This is a genomic window from Methanothermobacter sp. DP (assembly GCF_026692625.1).
In the GTDB taxonomy this organism is placed as follows: domain Archaea; phylum Methanobacteriota; class Methanobacteria; order Methanobacteriales; family Methanothermobacteraceae; genus Methanothermobacter; species Methanothermobacter marburgensis.
On the sequence record NZ_CP113501.1, the window covers coordinates 653207 to 667643 of the forward strand.

The following is a 14437-nucleotide window of genomic DNA, read 5'->3' on the forward strand; positions in this document are numbered from 1 at the left end:
GTGATGATTGTGGTTGAGACAAAGACCTTCAGGATCCTCGAGGACGTTGCTGACCTCGAGGAGAAGATAAAAAAGTATGAGAGTGAGGCAGACCAGGAACTTGTTATAAACTGGATCTATGACACCCTTGAGATCCTCAGGAGTGTGGGTAAGCTCCTTGAGGAGATTGAGGATAGGCTGGATCTTCTTGAAGAGGAGACCGAGGAAAAAGAATTCTAGGCGCAGTGTCCCCCCTATTTTTTCTTTTAAATGAATAGTTCCAGACCCTGCTACACCTATTTCCTTTTAACTCCAAAATATCCCCTTATTCTGAGGTAATCACTGTAGTGGTTTATATTTACAAGTTCAATGGGGTCTGATGCCTCAACACCGTACAGCCTGATGCCATCATCCACCATCAAACGGAGCAGAGGATTTATATTTCCATCACCCATTGGAAGGTACCTTTTAAGGAGCTCTGAGCTCGCTGCAAGGGGCATCCCGAGGCCCTCGGCGCTATCAAGCCAGCCACTCCTTCCCCTTGCAAGTACCGAAACCGTCTCAGGGTCAGCGTGTTCACTGATCCTCCCCATGGTCTCAGGGGATACTGCAGGCTGGTCTCCGGCGATACAGAGTATGATTTCGCCGGAAGCAGATAGAACACCATTGAGGAGTGATGCCGAGAGTGGAACATCAGGAGGATCATTCCTCACGATCTCCACATCCATACCTGCTATGGCAGCCTCCACCTCCCCTGAATGGTGGCCTGTTACGACGATGCACTCATCCACACACGCCCTGAGCACGGAATCCAGAGTTTTCTCTATTACAGTAACTGAGTTGAGGGGGAGCAGTAATTTGTGGACCGGCTCAAGGCCGAGTTCCTGCATGTCCCTGCACATACGGCTACCCCTCCCTGCCGCTGTAACAACCGCTGAGATCAACTCCACCACCTATGCCGGTTCAAGTCTGTAGATTCTGGCGTATATGGTTGTACCTGCACCTGAACCCGTCGTCCACATCTCAATGAGTACCGGGTACCTTCCTGTGTTTCTGACCTTTATCCCGGTTGCCGGGTTGAATCCGAATAGAACCGCATGGAACTCCCAGGTCATTCCCCTGGGGAGTGGCATCCCTGCGTCAGTTACAACGGCCCTGAGGGCCCTTGCAGGTGGACATGAGCCGTGGGACGCGTATCCACCTGGGGCCTTGGGGTCCCTTGATGCAGTGAACCTGACGGTCTCCTTACCTGAACCCTCACTTCCCGGTGGAATCACAGTGCCATTCCATGCCGCCGCGAATGCCCTTGCATTGAAGGCCCTCTTGTTATCATCGTACTGGGGATATGAGCCCAGGTAGCTCACTGCAGATGATACCAGGACCTTCCTGTAGCCCCCCGTGTACACCATGACAGGCGACCCTGAGGGGTAGTTCTCCATGTACTCAAGGACATCCCCACCGAAGAGTTCCTCTATCCTCGCTGGTGGAACAGGGAGCCTGCCATCGCTGAAGTTGGAGAGCTGGTAGTCCAGAACTATCTCTTCACCCTCATCAGCCCTTCTGAACCACCTCTTTATTCTGTTAACTGATTTGTACCTGTGGGGGACGGTGCTGTTGCTTATACTATCTGCAGGGACAAATCTAACCTTCCTTCCGTTCTCAATGATATCCATACCATTCTCTCTTTTCACCCCATAGGTGTAGGGTGTCTTGTAGGCCCAGAGGAAGACAGGTGGCTCCTGCACCACCAGTTTACCCCCTGAAACCCTCAGTACCCCCGGACCATCCACAGTGGATCTTCCTGAGGGGTCTATCCCGGAGGTCATCTCGGATATCGGGACATGCACAGCCCCTGTGAGGACAGCCTGGAGGAGGTTTCCAGGGTCCATGTAGTTGAATTCATCAAGTATGTAGTCCGGGTGGAGTATGAGAGGGACGCTCCTCACCCTGGACTCATCGATGACGTCCTGGCCCTTCAGTACCGTGCTTCCAGGCTCAAGGGCTGCTATCTCCAGCGGGTGCTGGGGTTCAACACTTCCCTCGATGTATGCACCTGATGCTGTTATGATGGCTGCAAAAATAACCAGTAAAATGATGTGCTTACCTGATATAATCCTCTGCATATCTGAATCCCCCCTCACCGATTATGAGTACGGTGTCATCTGGTTCTGCAATTTCAAGGGCCTTACCGACGGCCTCCTCAACCTGTTCACGGCTCGCTCCAAGGGTCCCCGCCCCAGCACGTTTTCTGCTGGATTCTATATGGACCACCCTCTTACCCAGGATACGGGAGGCTCTCCTTGCAGCATAGGATGCCGGTATAACTGTGTATGCATCCTTCAGGAGCGATGCGATTTCCAGATCACCATCTATTCCGCTCTCAGATGCCACGGTGTTTACGACCATCAGCCTTCCATCGGTACCTTTAAGTTCCTGCATCACCGCCCTCACACCGGCAGGGTTGTGGGCGTAGTCAAGTATGACCCTTGGTGAGTCCATCAGCTTCTGGAACCTTCCCCTCACACCACCGAATGACTCAATTCCCCTCACTATATCATCCATGTCCACGCCAAGTGACCATGCAGCGGCAGCGGCTGCCAGTGCATTGTAGACATTGAAGATCCCTGGTGTCCTGAGTTTCACATTCCTCATCTCGGAGCCTATCACCAGTTTGAATCCATCTGCAGATGCCTCCAGTGCCATAACCTCAGGCTGGGGTCTCCGGTAGCCGCAGACACACTGATAGTCCCCCAGGTGCCCCATGGTCCTGCGAGTATATTTGAGGTTGTTGCCACATTTGGGGCATTCCCTCCCCTCTGGCATGACCGGGGCCGACTCCATACTCTGGATACCATAGAGCACCGCTCTCTCCTCCCTCAGTCCCTCTGCGAATGATGCGACGATGGGGTCATCGGCGTTGAGTACTATGACCTCTGCTGTATCAATGATCTCCCTCTTGCATTCAATGTAATCAGAGAACCTCCTTCCACCTGAAAGGTGGTCCCTTGATATGTTGGTTATGACGCCCACTGAGACCCCTGAGAGAAGGGCTGATTGCCTTATCTCACCCCTCCGCCCGAATGTCCCTATCTCAACCACCGCCACGTCCCCAGGGAGTCTTGCCTGGAGGGCCGGTACCAGTTCGGTGTTGCCCTGTATGTTGAGGTGGTGCTCTGGCACAGTCTTTCCAGCAGCCCTAATTATGGATTTGAGAATACCGGTGGTCGTGGTCTTTCCATTGGTCCCTGTAACTCCAACCACCGGTTTCTCAACAGGGCACATGTTGAGGACGTCCTCAACGCCTATCACATCAGCGTCAAGTCCCCTGATAAGGTCAAGAACCTTCCTGTTATTCTCGAGGGCTGGTGTGATGGCTATGGTGCCAGCGCGCCTGAGGACCTCCATGCTGTGACCCCCAAGGTCAAGTTCTATTCCCTCCTCCCTGAAGACATCCTCGAGGGGTGTGCTTTCCTTGAGATCCGAGACTATTACCCGGTAACCCCTCGCCCTGAGGTTCCTTGCCATGAGGCTTCCCACATTTCCGCAGCCTCCAAGAACAACTATGGAGTCCCTCATTGACTCTATAGCCCTCTCAATATCATTCCTCACATTTTCATAGGCGTTGACAACCCCGGGACCCAGGTGTAGTACCGTATCCCCCTTTTCTGCGATTTCAAGGGCCCTCCTTATGCTATCATATACACTCTCAGTCTTTATGGTTTTATCCCTGCCGGCACCCCTTTCAACTTCAGAGGCCGCTTCAATGTCAATCTTACCTGTTGTCTCATTCTTGGCGCTCACAATTAATACATCAGCTCTTTCACCCAGTATCTGGCCTATCCTGTACTTGTCCCTCACTGTGAGGGTGTCGGGGTTGTCCAGGCTTATTATCAGCCTTCCCTTGAATTCAATGCCTTCAAAGAGTTTCTCCATGCTCTCAGGGTTGTGGGCTGCGTCCATATAAACAGACACACCATCAACCTGATCTATGAATTCAAATCTACCCTTTATACCCCTGAATTCCTCTAATGCATTTTTAATATCCTTAATGTCAAATCCGAGTACCAGTGCAACGGTTATGGCTGCAAGGGCGTTCTCCACGTTGAAGAGACCCGGTACCCTGAGTTTTATCCTCTCTGTAAGGGGGCCGACATGGACCACCCCATCATGTTCCCCACAGTTTAAAGATCCGCAGGTGCTGCAGAGGGCAGTAGGTATCTCTGATACCTTGAGGGTGAACTCTGAGCCCTCAAGACCCCTGAGGTCTATGTCTGTTGCGCTGACCTGTGGTTCTGCCGAGCCACTGAAGGTTCTATCCATGAACTCAACCTTCCTTTCATTCCCCAGACCATAGACCACACTTTTAACCTCAAGGTCATCCAGGAGCCCCGCAATTACCGGATCATCTCCACAGAGCACCAGAATACCCCCCAGGGCTATGAGGTTCTTTATTGAAAAGTTTCTCTCAATGTATTCGTCGTAGTCCCTGAACTCATCCATGTGGTCTGGTGTGAGGTTTGTCACAACACCAGCCACTATTTCAAGGCCATCAGCCATCCTTATGGTTCCATGTGGGAGTTCAAACACGGCCATGTCCCTGTTTCTCACATCACCATTCACCACAAGTTCAACGAGTCCCTCGATGACCAGTGAGTCCTGGATCGATGAGAATGACACCGTCCTGTGGCGTGATGAGAGTATGTGGTCTATCATGTTGGTGGTTGTTGTCTTTCCGTCTGTCCCTGCAACTCCCACCATGGGGATGCCTATGAGCTGGTTCAGGGCCCTCCCTATGTCTGATGTTGTTATGTGAATAAGATCCTTCTCCACACTCTCCAGCATCCCACGTACCGGTGCATCAGAGGGTATGCTGGGTGATACGAAGACGGCGTCGGCCCAGAGCATGTCCTCAATCCTGTGACCCCCGAACCTGAACCTTACACCCTCCCTTTTCATCTCATCTATTCTCTTTCTGGCCTTGGGGGGCAGTTCATCCAGTTCCCTGAGGTCATTCACAAGCACACTGTTTCCAAGGTGTCTCAGCAATCTTGCGGCGGGTCTACCAGCGTTTCCAGCTCCAAGCACAAGCACGTTCATGTTCCTGATCAATTTATGCACCCATAGATCTGTTTTAAGTTAAAAGTATTCATGCTCATGAAGTAATGGTTATTATCAATCCAGGATTTTCCCGGATGCTAAAGAATATGCGGTCCAGTTATTATTATGGGTTATCCATATATACCACTTACGCAGGTGATGCTGTTCATTCACAGGAGGAGATCTCCTCGAGTTTTTCCTGGACCCTGATTATCCTGTCCTGACCGTTTCCGCCCACGAAGATTCTCCGGTATTTCCTGGAAAACTCAAGGACCATACCTGGGATTTCATCAGGGTCATCAACCGTAATGACCTCTGATGGGATTTCAAGGCCCTCGAGGTAGTCCAGTACCATGTCAACCGTGTCATCAAGGCCCGGGAATATCACAAGGACCTCCGGGGGTGACTCTGCAACCTCATCAAGGATATGGAGGCGCCACCTCTCTGACCTCCTGGGGGTCCCGATGAACATGACATCAAAGTCTGATTCTGAGAGCACTGCCCTCAGGGCATGGGGGTTGTCGGTTTTACCTGCGACAACAGATGCTCCATTGATGATGAAGGACCTTATACGGCCCCTCACAGGCTCGAAACTGCCAAGTCCTTCCCTTATGATATCCTCTGGAACCCCAAGATACCTCAGGGCCTCTGATGCGGCCCCTGCGTTCAGTCTGTTGAATCCGCCCTCAACCCTCAGGGGCCCGGTGTACTCGCTGTAGGTCCTGAGAATCCGGGGGGCCTCCCTGAGTTCTCCATCTGACTCCCCGGGGCCGACTACAGCATCCCTTCCCTTCAGGAATTCTGCCATCGTCCTCCTGTAATTCTCCATTGACCCGTGGAAGTCCATGTGGTCCTCGCCAAGGTTTGTGAGGACCACGAGGTCAATGTTGAAGCACTCTGATGCGAATTCCAGGGTCATATCGCAGACCTCCACCACAAGGTAGTCGAATTCCTCCTCAGATGCCCTTAAAAAGAGTTCTGTGTAACCCTCAAATCCGCCGCCAGCATTTCCGCCAAGAAGCACCCTTTCACCTGCACATTCAAGTACGTGTGCTATCATTGTGGCTGTTGTGGTCTTTCCATTGGTCCCTGTGACCACAATGGTTTTGGGCTTCCTGTGGCCCTCAAGGACCCTGCAGAGGAGTTTATCCCTGAACCGCTCCATGAATTCAGTTTTTATCATTGACGGGCTGATTACAACCGCATCTGCAGCCTCTATCTTTTCCGTGTCATGAAATCCAAGGTCAAGGTCAACTCCCTCAGGTTTTGCAGGGATTTCGCGCCGTATGTCACTGGCGTATACGCTGTGACCCCTTCTCTTCAGTGACTCAACTGCCCTTAAACCCTCAGCTCCAAGTCCCAGCACCGCAACCCTCATTGGTTCACCGATATTAACTGTTAATCGTCTCCTGAATCCTCATCATCAGAAACCCCGTATTCCTCCTTGAGCTGGGCTATTATATCCTCGTTCTTTGAAACCTCTGGCCTGAGAGGTTTTTCCTCTTCCTCCCTTGACCTCTTACGTTTACCTATAAATACAATCAATAGGATGACCGCTACAACCGCAAGGGTCACAGCCACCGCAGTCAATATAACCTCCATGCTCACAGGCGGAGTTTCAGAAGCTGCCCCGGGTCCCATTACCACACCTCAGTTTTATATAAATAATCATACAATATATATCTTACATGATAATGAAGGATAGATGTGGACAGGGGGGTGCAGAGTACATACTTCTTTTTGCAGCCATCATAATAATCGCGGTTGCAGCCCTCTACATATACAGCTCCTACTTCAAAATCCCGGGAAACGAGACAGTTGAGGTGAAACTCACAATAACCAACATCGGCCCATCAAAGAGCAAGTTCATCTATGAGGCCAATAACACCACCGGTGGTGGTAGCAGGCACATCGTATCGGGGGACCCTGGTAATCGCTTTTTCCTCCTCCAGCCAGGGTCAAGCAGGACCTTTGACCTTGGCCGGATGAGTGCCGGCACCAGCTTCACGGTTGAGGGTGGTGTCGGTGACCCCAAGGGGGGTACTGCTGACCTTAGGGGTATAGGCCAGATGGGGAGGTGGACACTGAAGATAGGAAACCAGACCTACTCCTGGACCATCAGCGGCCCGTTTGACTACCGTAAGAACCCCACCGGAAGTGTCCTCATGTCATTCTCCATAGCAGGGGGCGGCGGCGCACCCTTCAAGTTCACCGCAGACCAGGCCCAGGTGCGGGGTAACGTATCAAGGTAGGTGCTAGGGATGGAAAAATACAGGAAGGCCACCTTCGGTGCCGGATGCTTCTGGGGAGTTGAGGATGCCTTCAGGAGGGTCAGGGGTGTTGTATCCACCCGTGTGGGGTACATGGGGGGCCACATGGAAAACCCCACCTATGAGGATGTCTGCACCGGACTTACAGGGCATGCCGAGGTTGTTGAGGTCACCTTTGACCCTGCCCTTGTAAGCTACAGTGACCTCCTTGATGTCTTCTGGAGCATCCATGACCCCACCAGCCTCAACAGGCAGGGGCCGGACGTGGGTGAGCAGTACCGTTCGGTGATATTCTACCATGACGATGAGCAGAGGAGGCTGGCGCTGGAGTCAAGGAGAAAGCTTGAGGAGTCCGGAAGGTTCACTGGGAAGATCGTGACGGCCATTGAACCGGCAGGTACCTTCTATGAGGCCGAGGACTACCACCAGCAGTACCTCGAAAAGAACAGGGAGCAAAGGTGCTACCTCAGGAGACTAATCTGAGGGCACTGCACTGAAAGAGAATGTGAAAATAGAAAGGGGGTGAATCTCTAATGAAGGAGGTCAGGGATGATGTTGCACTGGTCCTCTGCGGTGAGGCAGGGCAGGGGATACAGACCGTTGAGGCACTCCTTATAAGGGCCTTCAGGGCCACAGGTTACCATATATTCTCCTCCAAGGAGTACATGTCCCGTGTGCGTGGCGGTGAAAACTCCACCCTGATAAGGGTCTCATCAGGGCCTGTGAGGGCCTTTGTGGACCGTATCGATGTTCTATTTGCCCTGAGCCCGGGGGCGGTGGACCACCTGAGGGAGAGAATCAATGGGACGCTGATTATTGCAGATAAGAGCCTCGGTGAGGAGGACGCCATTGACCTCCCCATACTTGAGGAGGCTGAGAAGCTGGGGGGGCGGATATTCGCTAATGTTGTGGCTGCAGGCGCCGCAGCCCGTCTCTTCAGGGTAGAGGAGAGCGTTTTCGATGATGCCGTAAGGTCACTGTTTGAGCGTAAAGGGCCTGAGATCCTCAATGCAGACCTTAAGGCTGGCAGAAAGGGGTATGAACTTGGTGAGGAACTAAAAGAGCACCTGAAAGTCTCTGTTGAACCGGACCCCTCTGTCAGGAAACACGTAATCCTCAACGGTACTGAGGCCGTGGGTCTCGGGTGTATATCAGGGGGGTGCAGGTTCATGTCATCCTACCCCATGACCCCCTCAAGTCCACTCCAGATATTCATTGCAGAGAATGCCGATGAATTTGACATGGTATTTGAGCAGGCTGAGGACGAGATTGCGGCCATAAACATGTGCCTTGGGGCTTCATATGCAGGTGCCAGGTCACTTGTTGCAACCTCAGGGAGTGGTTTTGCCCTCATGGAGGAGGCCGTGGGCCTTGCAGGGATGATAGAGACCCCTGTTGTCATATACATTGGTCAAAGGCCCGGGCCGGCGGTTGGTCTACCCACGAGGACAGCCCAGGAGGACCTGAACCTGGCTCTCTACTCGGGACCAGGGGAGTTTGCAAGGGCCATATTCGCCCCTGGAAAACTGGAGGATGCCCCTGAAATAGCGGCCCATGCATTCAACCTTGCAGAAAGGTACCAGATACCCGTCTTCATACTATCAGACCAGTACCTGGCAGACCTCTACTACAACCTCCCGGCACCTGAAATCGGTGTGGAGCCAGAGTATCATATCATAGAGACGGATGCCAGCTACAGGAGGTTCAGCCTCACAGAGGACGGTATCTCCCCCCGGGGGATTCCCGGCTACGGCTCTGGACTTGTACGTGTTGACTCAGATGAACATGACGAGGACGGCTTCATAACAGAGGACCTCAATATAAGAAGGAGAATGGTCGAGAAGAGGAATCTGCGCCTTGAAATGCTCAGGGATGATGCACTCCCACCTGAGGTCTGGGGTGACGACTCCAGTGCGGTGATATGCTGGGGCTCCACCTACTGGCCTGTGAGGGAGGCCATTGAGTCATCTGATGCCGAGGTCACCATGGTGCACTTCAGTCAGGTCTACCCCCTGGCACCTGATACCCTTGAGCTTCTCGAGTCATTTGATGTGACAGCTGCCATTGAGAACAACTACCGGGGACAGTTTGCTGATCTCCTTAAACTTGAGGCCGGCTTTGAGGTTGACCATCGACTCAACAGGTACAATGGTATGCCCTTCAGTGTTGAGGAGATAAGGAAATTCATAGGGGAGGTTTTTGTATGAAACCCGAGGACTACGACCTTGAGGCAGACGTGGCATGGTGCCCTGGTTGCGGTAACTTTTCGATTCTCCGGGCCCTCAAGATGGCCCTTGCAGACCTTGATATACCACCTGAGAGGCTGGTGCTTGTCTCAGGTATAGGTCAGGCAGGCAAGCTCCCCCAGTACCTCAAGTGTAACTACTTCAACGGCCTTCACGGGAGGTCCCTCCCGGCTGCTGTGGCAGTAAAGGCTGTGAACCCTGAACTCACAGTTATCGATGTGAGCGGTGATGGCTGCATGTACGGTGAGGGCGGCAACCACTTCATCCACAACATAAGGAGGAACCCTGATATAACAAACATCGTCCATAACAACATGGTCTATGGTCTCACAAAGGGGCAGGCATCCCCCACCAGCCAGCCTGGTTTCAGGACCCCTGTGCAGGTTCACGGTGTCTTTGAGGAGCCCTTCAACCCCCTCGCAGTGGCCATTGCCCTTGGGGCCACCTTCGTTGCCAGGGCCTTTGCAGGTGATATTGAGAGGACAAGGGACATTCTCGTTGAGGCCATCAGGCACCATGGGTATGCCCTCGTGGATATCTTCCAGCCCTGTGTGACCTTCAACCGTGTCAACACGTTCCAGTGGTTCCGTGAGAACACCTACTACACCGACCATGACACCTCAGACAGGATGCTTGCCTTTGAGAAGTCCCTTGAGGGTTACGGTTCAGGGAAGTTTCCGCTGGGTATAATCTACCGTGCTGATGGTGGAGCCACATTTGAGGAGAACCTCAGTATATACCATGGGGATGCAACTCCACTGTGGAGGAGGAGGCATGATCCTGGTAAGCTGAAGGCCCTCCTTGAATCAAAGAGGATGCTTTAACCTGCAGTTTAATTGACCATAATTTTAATCATTGCATTGGAGAATCATGATATGGAAATCAGGCTTTACATAACAGAGGGTGACATTGAGGACCACCATGTCTTCAGGGAGAAACTCAGCCTTTCGGGTCTCAGCTGGAGAGAGACTGACCTCGAGGATGCAGATGCTGTGATAATCCTTGCAGGCCTCTGGGGAACCATGAAAGAAAAGATAATGGATGATGTTAAAAGGGCCCTAAAACTCTCCAAGCCCATAATAACGGTGAGGCCCTATGGCCTTGAGAACGTGCCTGTGGAACTTGAAGAAGTGAGTTCCGAGATTGTTGGATGGAACCCCCACTGCATAGGGGAAGCCATTGAGGATGCAGTTAATCCAGAGGAGAGGAATCAAACCTGAAAATTGATGCAGTTAATCACAGATTAAAATCAGAGTTAAATGAAATCATGATATGGTGAATCCAGAGAATAAGAATTAAACCTGATGAAAAAATAAAGGGGGTTGGCCTCTTTAGGCCGATGATTTAACCACAAACATGCCGGGTTTGCTTGATGTGGGGTGATATATCTTGTTGTAGCCACTGTAGTCATAGTCCACCCATCTACTGCCGCTGTACACCTGTACTGTGCGGTGTCGTGGTGACATGCTCGTGGCGTACTGTATTATACGCACCTTCTTCCCGGCTGATGTGAGTTTTTTATATAAGTATTCACTCATAGCCCAGCAGTCCCCTATGTCTGGATCATAACGGTACGTGCTGGTGCTGTAGGCCGCCCGTACCCTCTTTTTCTTGTAGTACTTATATTTCTTGTAGTACCTTTTCTTCACACTGGTACGGTACGTAGCCTTGACCTTCTTCCTGTAGGTCTTTTTATATTTCTTGTATTTCTTGTACTTGTATGCGGCGTCAACCTTCACAGGTTCCGCCTTTATGGTCTGTGTTTTTGCCACTATTTTTGCGTTTTCTGTTCCAGTATTTGTTGCCTCACTGATGGGCACTGAACCCACAGTGAACATCAGTGCAAAGAGCACTGTGACTGCTTTGAATCGCGTAATTCTATCGCCTCCATGTCCAATACTAACCCTTCAGGTCACTTAGGACACTGAGTCAATGGTTACATCATCATAGTATATAAATGTTTCCATAAAATAAAAGCTCTGAAAGCTCCTTTAATCAAAAAAAGCCACCAGAATCCTTTTCTAATATTCAGATATTCTCTGAGAATCCATCCCACTTTATTTGAAGATAGGGACCATCATGGAATCCCATTTGGAGTTTAGGGGCAGAGGGGCTCCCCGATACGATGGAGATTCAGAAGGTAAATACTGTATAAAGAGTCACTTACAGGGCTTATTTCTGTTAAAGGAAGAACTAGAATGCTCAATAAATTAAAAGCAACATTAAAATGAAAATTTGAATTTAAAATGATTTTAAAGGCTTATATAAATCTAAAGAACTCTTTAAAGTGTCAAAAATGGAAATAAAATTATCTACGGGCTTTTAAAAATTTAGCCCGCCTTCTGTATGGTGGATACCCCATCGGACTTTTCAACCCGGTATATGTGGTCTGCAAGGTTTTCAAGTTCCTCCTCATGGGATACCAGGATTATCTGTCTGGCTTCAAGTTCATCGAAGATGTCCCTGAGCTTGTAGAGCTGCTCCTTGCTGAACCCATCGGTTGGCTCGTCCAGTATGAGTATATCAGAGCGCACATCGGTGAGGCTCTGGACCACCATGTTGAGGGCGAGTCTGTAGGCAAGTGCTATGCTGGTCCTCTCACCACCACTTAGATACTCCAGGTTCTGTTCGTAGCCGTCCTGCTCCACGATGGGTGTGAAGTCCTCGTCAATCCGCACCGATTTATCCGGGTCATCCACCAGGACCCTGAACCATTTCTGGAACCTCTCATTGAACTCATGGTTTATCTGTGCCATCACATGGGTCTCAATGTCAGCTAGTGCAGGGATAAAGTATGATTCAAGCCAGGTCACATGGTCCTTCAGTTCACTGGCACGTTTTCTGAGTTTCTTCTTTTCATCAATTTCAGCGTTAAGCCTTTTGATCTGATCCTCTTTTTCCTCGATTTTTCCCCCAATGGATCCTATCATGTGTTTTCTCTCATCCCTTGATTCCTCACTTTTACTAAGTTTTTCACGGAACTCCCGTATGCTGGCCTCCACCTTATCCCTGTTTTTGAGTGCCTCCTGGTTTTTCTTTATTTCCTCTTTCTTTTCAGCGATGATTGTAGCATTTTCCTCAATCTTCTGGAGGTTCTCTCTGTATTCCCTGCTGGTTTCAGGGTTGAGTTCATGAATTCTTTTTTCAAGGTCCTCTATCTTCGAATCTGATGCTGAAAGTTTGCTTGAATAGTTATTCTCCCTTTCACGGAGGGCTTCCAGGTCCTCCTCAATCTTTCTGAAACGGGATCCCACACCCTCCAGGTCATTGATTATCCTTTCATTTTTATTTATATCTGATTCAATTTTTCTGATTTCTTTCTTCTTATTCTCAAGGTCCTTCTGCTTTTTCCCACATTCGGCTGTCTTCTTCTCAAGTTCCTCCCTGAGTCTACTGAGTTCTGCCCTGGACCGCATGTATTCTCTTACACGTTCAAGTAGTTCTTTTTTATTTTCGATTTTCGCGTCAAGCTCCTTTATCCGGGATTCAATTGACTTTTTCATCTTTATGGCATCTTTGAGTTTATCCTCTATGTACTCAGGGTCCACATTCTGGTCACATGTGGGGCAAACACTGACATCTTTGATGGACATGTAGTCCTCTATCTTCCCAGAAATGGCGCCCACCTTATGCTGGAGATTAGATACCTCTCCCTCAAGTTCCACTATCCCAGCTTTCACTTCATCCTCAGTGTACCCTGGATCCTCCAGGGACTCCAGTTTCCCTATCTCTGATTTGAGGTGGTCAATCTCACCCTTAATTGTGTTGATTTCATGTTCCACATTGTCCCTAACACTTGAAAGGGTATCAAGTTGATTCCCAAGGACTTCAAGCTTGGTAGAAGCATCTCTGAACCTTTCATAGTCCTCTCTGATGGATTTTTTCTCATTATTCATCTTTTCAATATTCTTTCTGAGTGAATCAAGTTCCTTCTGAAGCTTATCTTTCACTTTCTGGCATTTCTGAAGTTCATCAATGGATTTCTTATACTTTTCCTCTATGTCCCTGTTTTTTTCCTTGAGACTATCTGAGAATGAACTCAGGTTTTTAATTTCATTCTGAAGGGATTTTATCTTCTCATCCGCAGCATGGATCCTGTTTTCCTCCTTTTTGAGCTCTTCAAGTTCCAGTTTGAGTTTGCTGATCTCATCCTTGATTCCACTGAGTTCAGCTTCGAGATTTTCCCTCTCAGATTCCAGTTTCCCCTTCTCAGTGATAATATTCTTAAGCTCCCTTTTCTTATCCTCAAGGTCGTAGGATTTATCCGCAAGGCTTTCTACGGATCTATTGATTTTCCGCGAAAGCAACCTGGCATTATCCACTGCTCTGCTGTACTTCTCAAGGTCGAATGCCTTTCTGAGCCTTTCAAGCCGCTCAGTTTTCCCGGTCTCTATTATGCTCTTCATCTGCTCCTGTGGGGTGAAGACCGCGTAACGGTATATCCTGCTCCTGGCCCTTGGATTCAGGGGTTCCCTGTAACCCAGGATGTCAAGTACCTCCGCCTTCAGTTCCTTTGCAGAGAGTTTCCTTCTCCCTGTGGGTGTTCTGATGTAGAGTTCCCCCTGCTGCACCCCCGAGGTGGTCCTTTTAAGTTCCCGGTAGATGGTGTACTCTGCACCATCAACCGTGAAGGTGAGTTTGACTGAACCTGAATTTGCTGTGGCCCTCAGAAGGCTGTCACCCCTCTGGTCACCCAGCCCGAAGAGCGCGAATTCTATTGCAAGTAGAAGCGTGGTCTTACCTGAACCTATATCCCCCTCAAAGAGGGTCACCCCTTCATCAAACTCGACAGTTCCTGATTCATAGCTCCTTATGTTCCTGAGTTCAAGTGAATTGATAATCAAA

Annotated in this window: 13 protein-coding genes; 6 read left to right on the plus strand and 7 right to left on the minus strand. The window is 50.1% G+C overall.

Translation table 11 applies throughout. From position 1 onward, the window contains the following. Positions 1 to 3: 3 nt before the first annotated feature. Positions 4 to 219: a hypothetical protein gene (locus OXN82_RS03510; protein ID WP_242451117.1), complete on the plus strand. Its 216-nt coding sequence runs from the start codon at positions 4 to 6 to the stop codon at positions 217 to 219. A gap of 56 nt (positions 220 to 275) precedes the next feature. Here the strand turns inward: OXN82_RS03510 and OXN82_RS03515 are convergent, their stop codons facing one another. From OXN82_RS03515 to OXN82_RS03535, 5 genes are all read right to left on the minus strand, one after another. Continuing rightward, positions 276 to 929: an NTP transferase domain-containing protein gene (locus OXN82_RS03515; RefSeq protein ID WP_321211964.1), complete on the minus strand. Its 654-nt coding sequence runs from the start codon at positions 927 to 929 to the stop codon at positions 276 to 278. A 3-nt stretch (positions 930 to 932) separates the two neighbouring features. Continuing rightward, positions 933 to 2102 carry a hypothetical protein gene (locus OXN82_RS03520; RefSeq protein WP_321211965.1) on the minus strand — a complete coding sequence of 390 codons (1170 nt, stop codon included), beginning with the start codon at positions 2100 to 2102 and terminating at the stop codon, positions 933 to 935. After that, positions 2080 to 5088 carry a Mur ligase family protein gene (locus tag OXN82_RS03525; RefSeq protein ID WP_321211966.1) on the minus strand — a complete coding sequence of 1003 codons (3009 nt, stop codon included), beginning with the start codon at positions 5086 to 5088 and terminating at the stop codon, positions 2080 to 2082. Before OXN82_RS03525 ends, OXN82_RS03520 begins: the two co-directional genes overlap by 23 nt. Before the next feature lie 154 nt (positions 5089 to 5242). After that, positions 5243 to 6454, minus strand: a complete 1212-nt coding sequence (locus OXN82_RS03530; RefSeq protein ID WP_321211967.1) for a Mur ligase family protein — start codon at positions 6452 to 6454, stop codon at positions 5243 to 5245. A gap of 20 nt (positions 6455 to 6474) precedes the next feature. Beyond that, positions 6475 to 6717 carry a hypothetical protein gene (locus OXN82_RS03535; protein ID WP_321211968.1) on the minus strand — a complete coding sequence of 81 codons (243 nt, stop codon included), beginning with the start codon at positions 6715 to 6717 and terminating at the stop codon, positions 6475 to 6477. Positions 6718 to 6764: 47 nt separating this feature from the next. On the opposite strand from OXN82_RS03535, the gene OXN82_RS03540 reads away from it, so the two are divergent. The 5 genes from OXN82_RS03540 to OXN82_RS03560 are packed head-to-tail and all read left to right on the plus strand — an operon-like array spanning position 6765 to position 10812. Continuing rightward, positions 6765 to 7328, plus strand: coding sequence for a class III signal peptide-containing protein (locus tag OXN82_RS03540; RefSeq protein ID WP_321211969.1), 564 nt, complete (start codon positions 6765 to 6767; stop codon positions 7326 to 7328). 9 nt (positions 7329 to 7337) lie between these two features. Next, a complete protein-coding gene (gene msrA / locus OXN82_RS03545; RefSeq protein ID WP_321211970.1) occupies positions 7338 to 7829 on the plus strand; it encodes a peptide-methionine (S)-S-oxide reductase MsrA in 492 nt (163 codons plus the stop codon). Positions 7830 to 7879: 50 nt separating this feature from the next. Continuing rightward, positions 7880 to 9553, plus strand: coding sequence for a 2-oxoacid:acceptor oxidoreductase subunit alpha (locus tag OXN82_RS03550; protein WP_321211971.1), 1674 nt, complete (start codon positions 7880 to 7882; stop codon positions 9551 to 9553). Continuing rightward, entirely contained in the window at positions 9550 to 10416 is an 867-nt protein-coding gene (locus tag OXN82_RS03555; protein ID WP_321211972.1) for a thiamine pyrophosphate-dependent enzyme, read from the plus strand. The genes OXN82_RS03550 and OXN82_RS03555 overlap by 4 nt, the downstream gene beginning before the upstream one ends. 51 nt (positions 10417 to 10467) lie before the next feature. Then, positions 10468 to 10812 carry a hypothetical protein gene (locus tag OXN82_RS03560; RefSeq protein ID WP_321211973.1) on the plus strand — a complete coding sequence of 115 codons (345 nt, stop codon included), beginning with the start codon at positions 10468 to 10470 and terminating at the stop codon, positions 10810 to 10812. 111 nt (positions 10813 to 10923) lie between these two features. Here the strand turns inward: OXN82_RS03560 and OXN82_RS03565 are convergent, their stop codons facing one another. Then, complete coding sequence (locus OXN82_RS03565) at positions 10924 to 11430, minus strand: hypothetical protein (RefSeq protein ID WP_321211974.1); 507 nt, start codon at positions 11428 to 11430, stop codon at positions 10924 to 10926. A 492-nt stretch (positions 11431 to 11922) separates the two neighbouring features. Continuing rightward, positions 11923 to 14436, minus strand: coding sequence for an SMC family ATPase (locus OXN82_RS03570; RefSeq protein WP_321211975.1), 2514 nt, complete (start codon positions 14434 to 14436; stop codon positions 11923 to 11925). Between the last annotated feature and the right edge of the window lies 1 nt (position 14437).

Coding starts and splice junctions, on each gene's coding strand:
- OXN82_RS03510 (WP_242451117.1), top strand. CDS start 4: ATGATTGTGGTTGAGACAAAGACCTTCAGGATCCTCGAGGACGTTGCT.
- OXN82_RS03520 (WP_321211965.1), bottom strand. CDS start 2,102: ATGCAGAGGATTATATCAGGTAAGCACATCATTTTACTGGTTATTTTT.
- OXN82_RS03530 (WP_321211967.1), bottom strand. CDS start 6,454: ATGAGGGTTGCGGTGCTGGGACTTGGAGCTGAGGGTTTAAGGGCAGTT.
- OXN82_RS03535 (WP_321211968.1), bottom strand. CDS start 6,717: ATGGGACCCGGGGCAGCTTCTGAAACTCCGCCTGTGAGCATGGAGGTT.
- OXN82_RS03540 (WP_321211969.1), top strand. CDS start 6,765: ATGATAATGAAGGATAGATGTGGACAGGGGGGTGCAGAGTACATACTT.
- msrA (WP_321211970.1), top strand. CDS start 7,338: ATGGAAAAATACAGGAAGGCCACCTTCGGTGCCGGATGCTTCTGGGGA.
- OXN82_RS03550 (WP_321211971.1), top strand. CDS start 7,880: ATGAAGGAGGTCAGGGATGATGTTGCACTGGTCCTCTGCGGTGAGGCA.
- OXN82_RS03555 (WP_321211972.1), top strand. CDS start 9,550: ATGAAACCCGAGGACTACGACCTTGAGGCAGACGTGGCATGGTGCCCT.
- OXN82_RS03560 (WP_321211973.1), top strand. CDS start 10,468: ATGGAAATCAGGCTTTACATAACAGAGGGTGACATTGAGGACCACCAT.
- OXN82_RS03565 (WP_321211974.1), bottom strand. CDS start 11,430: ATGTTCACTGTGGGTTCAGTGCCCATCAGTGAGGCAACAAATACTGGA.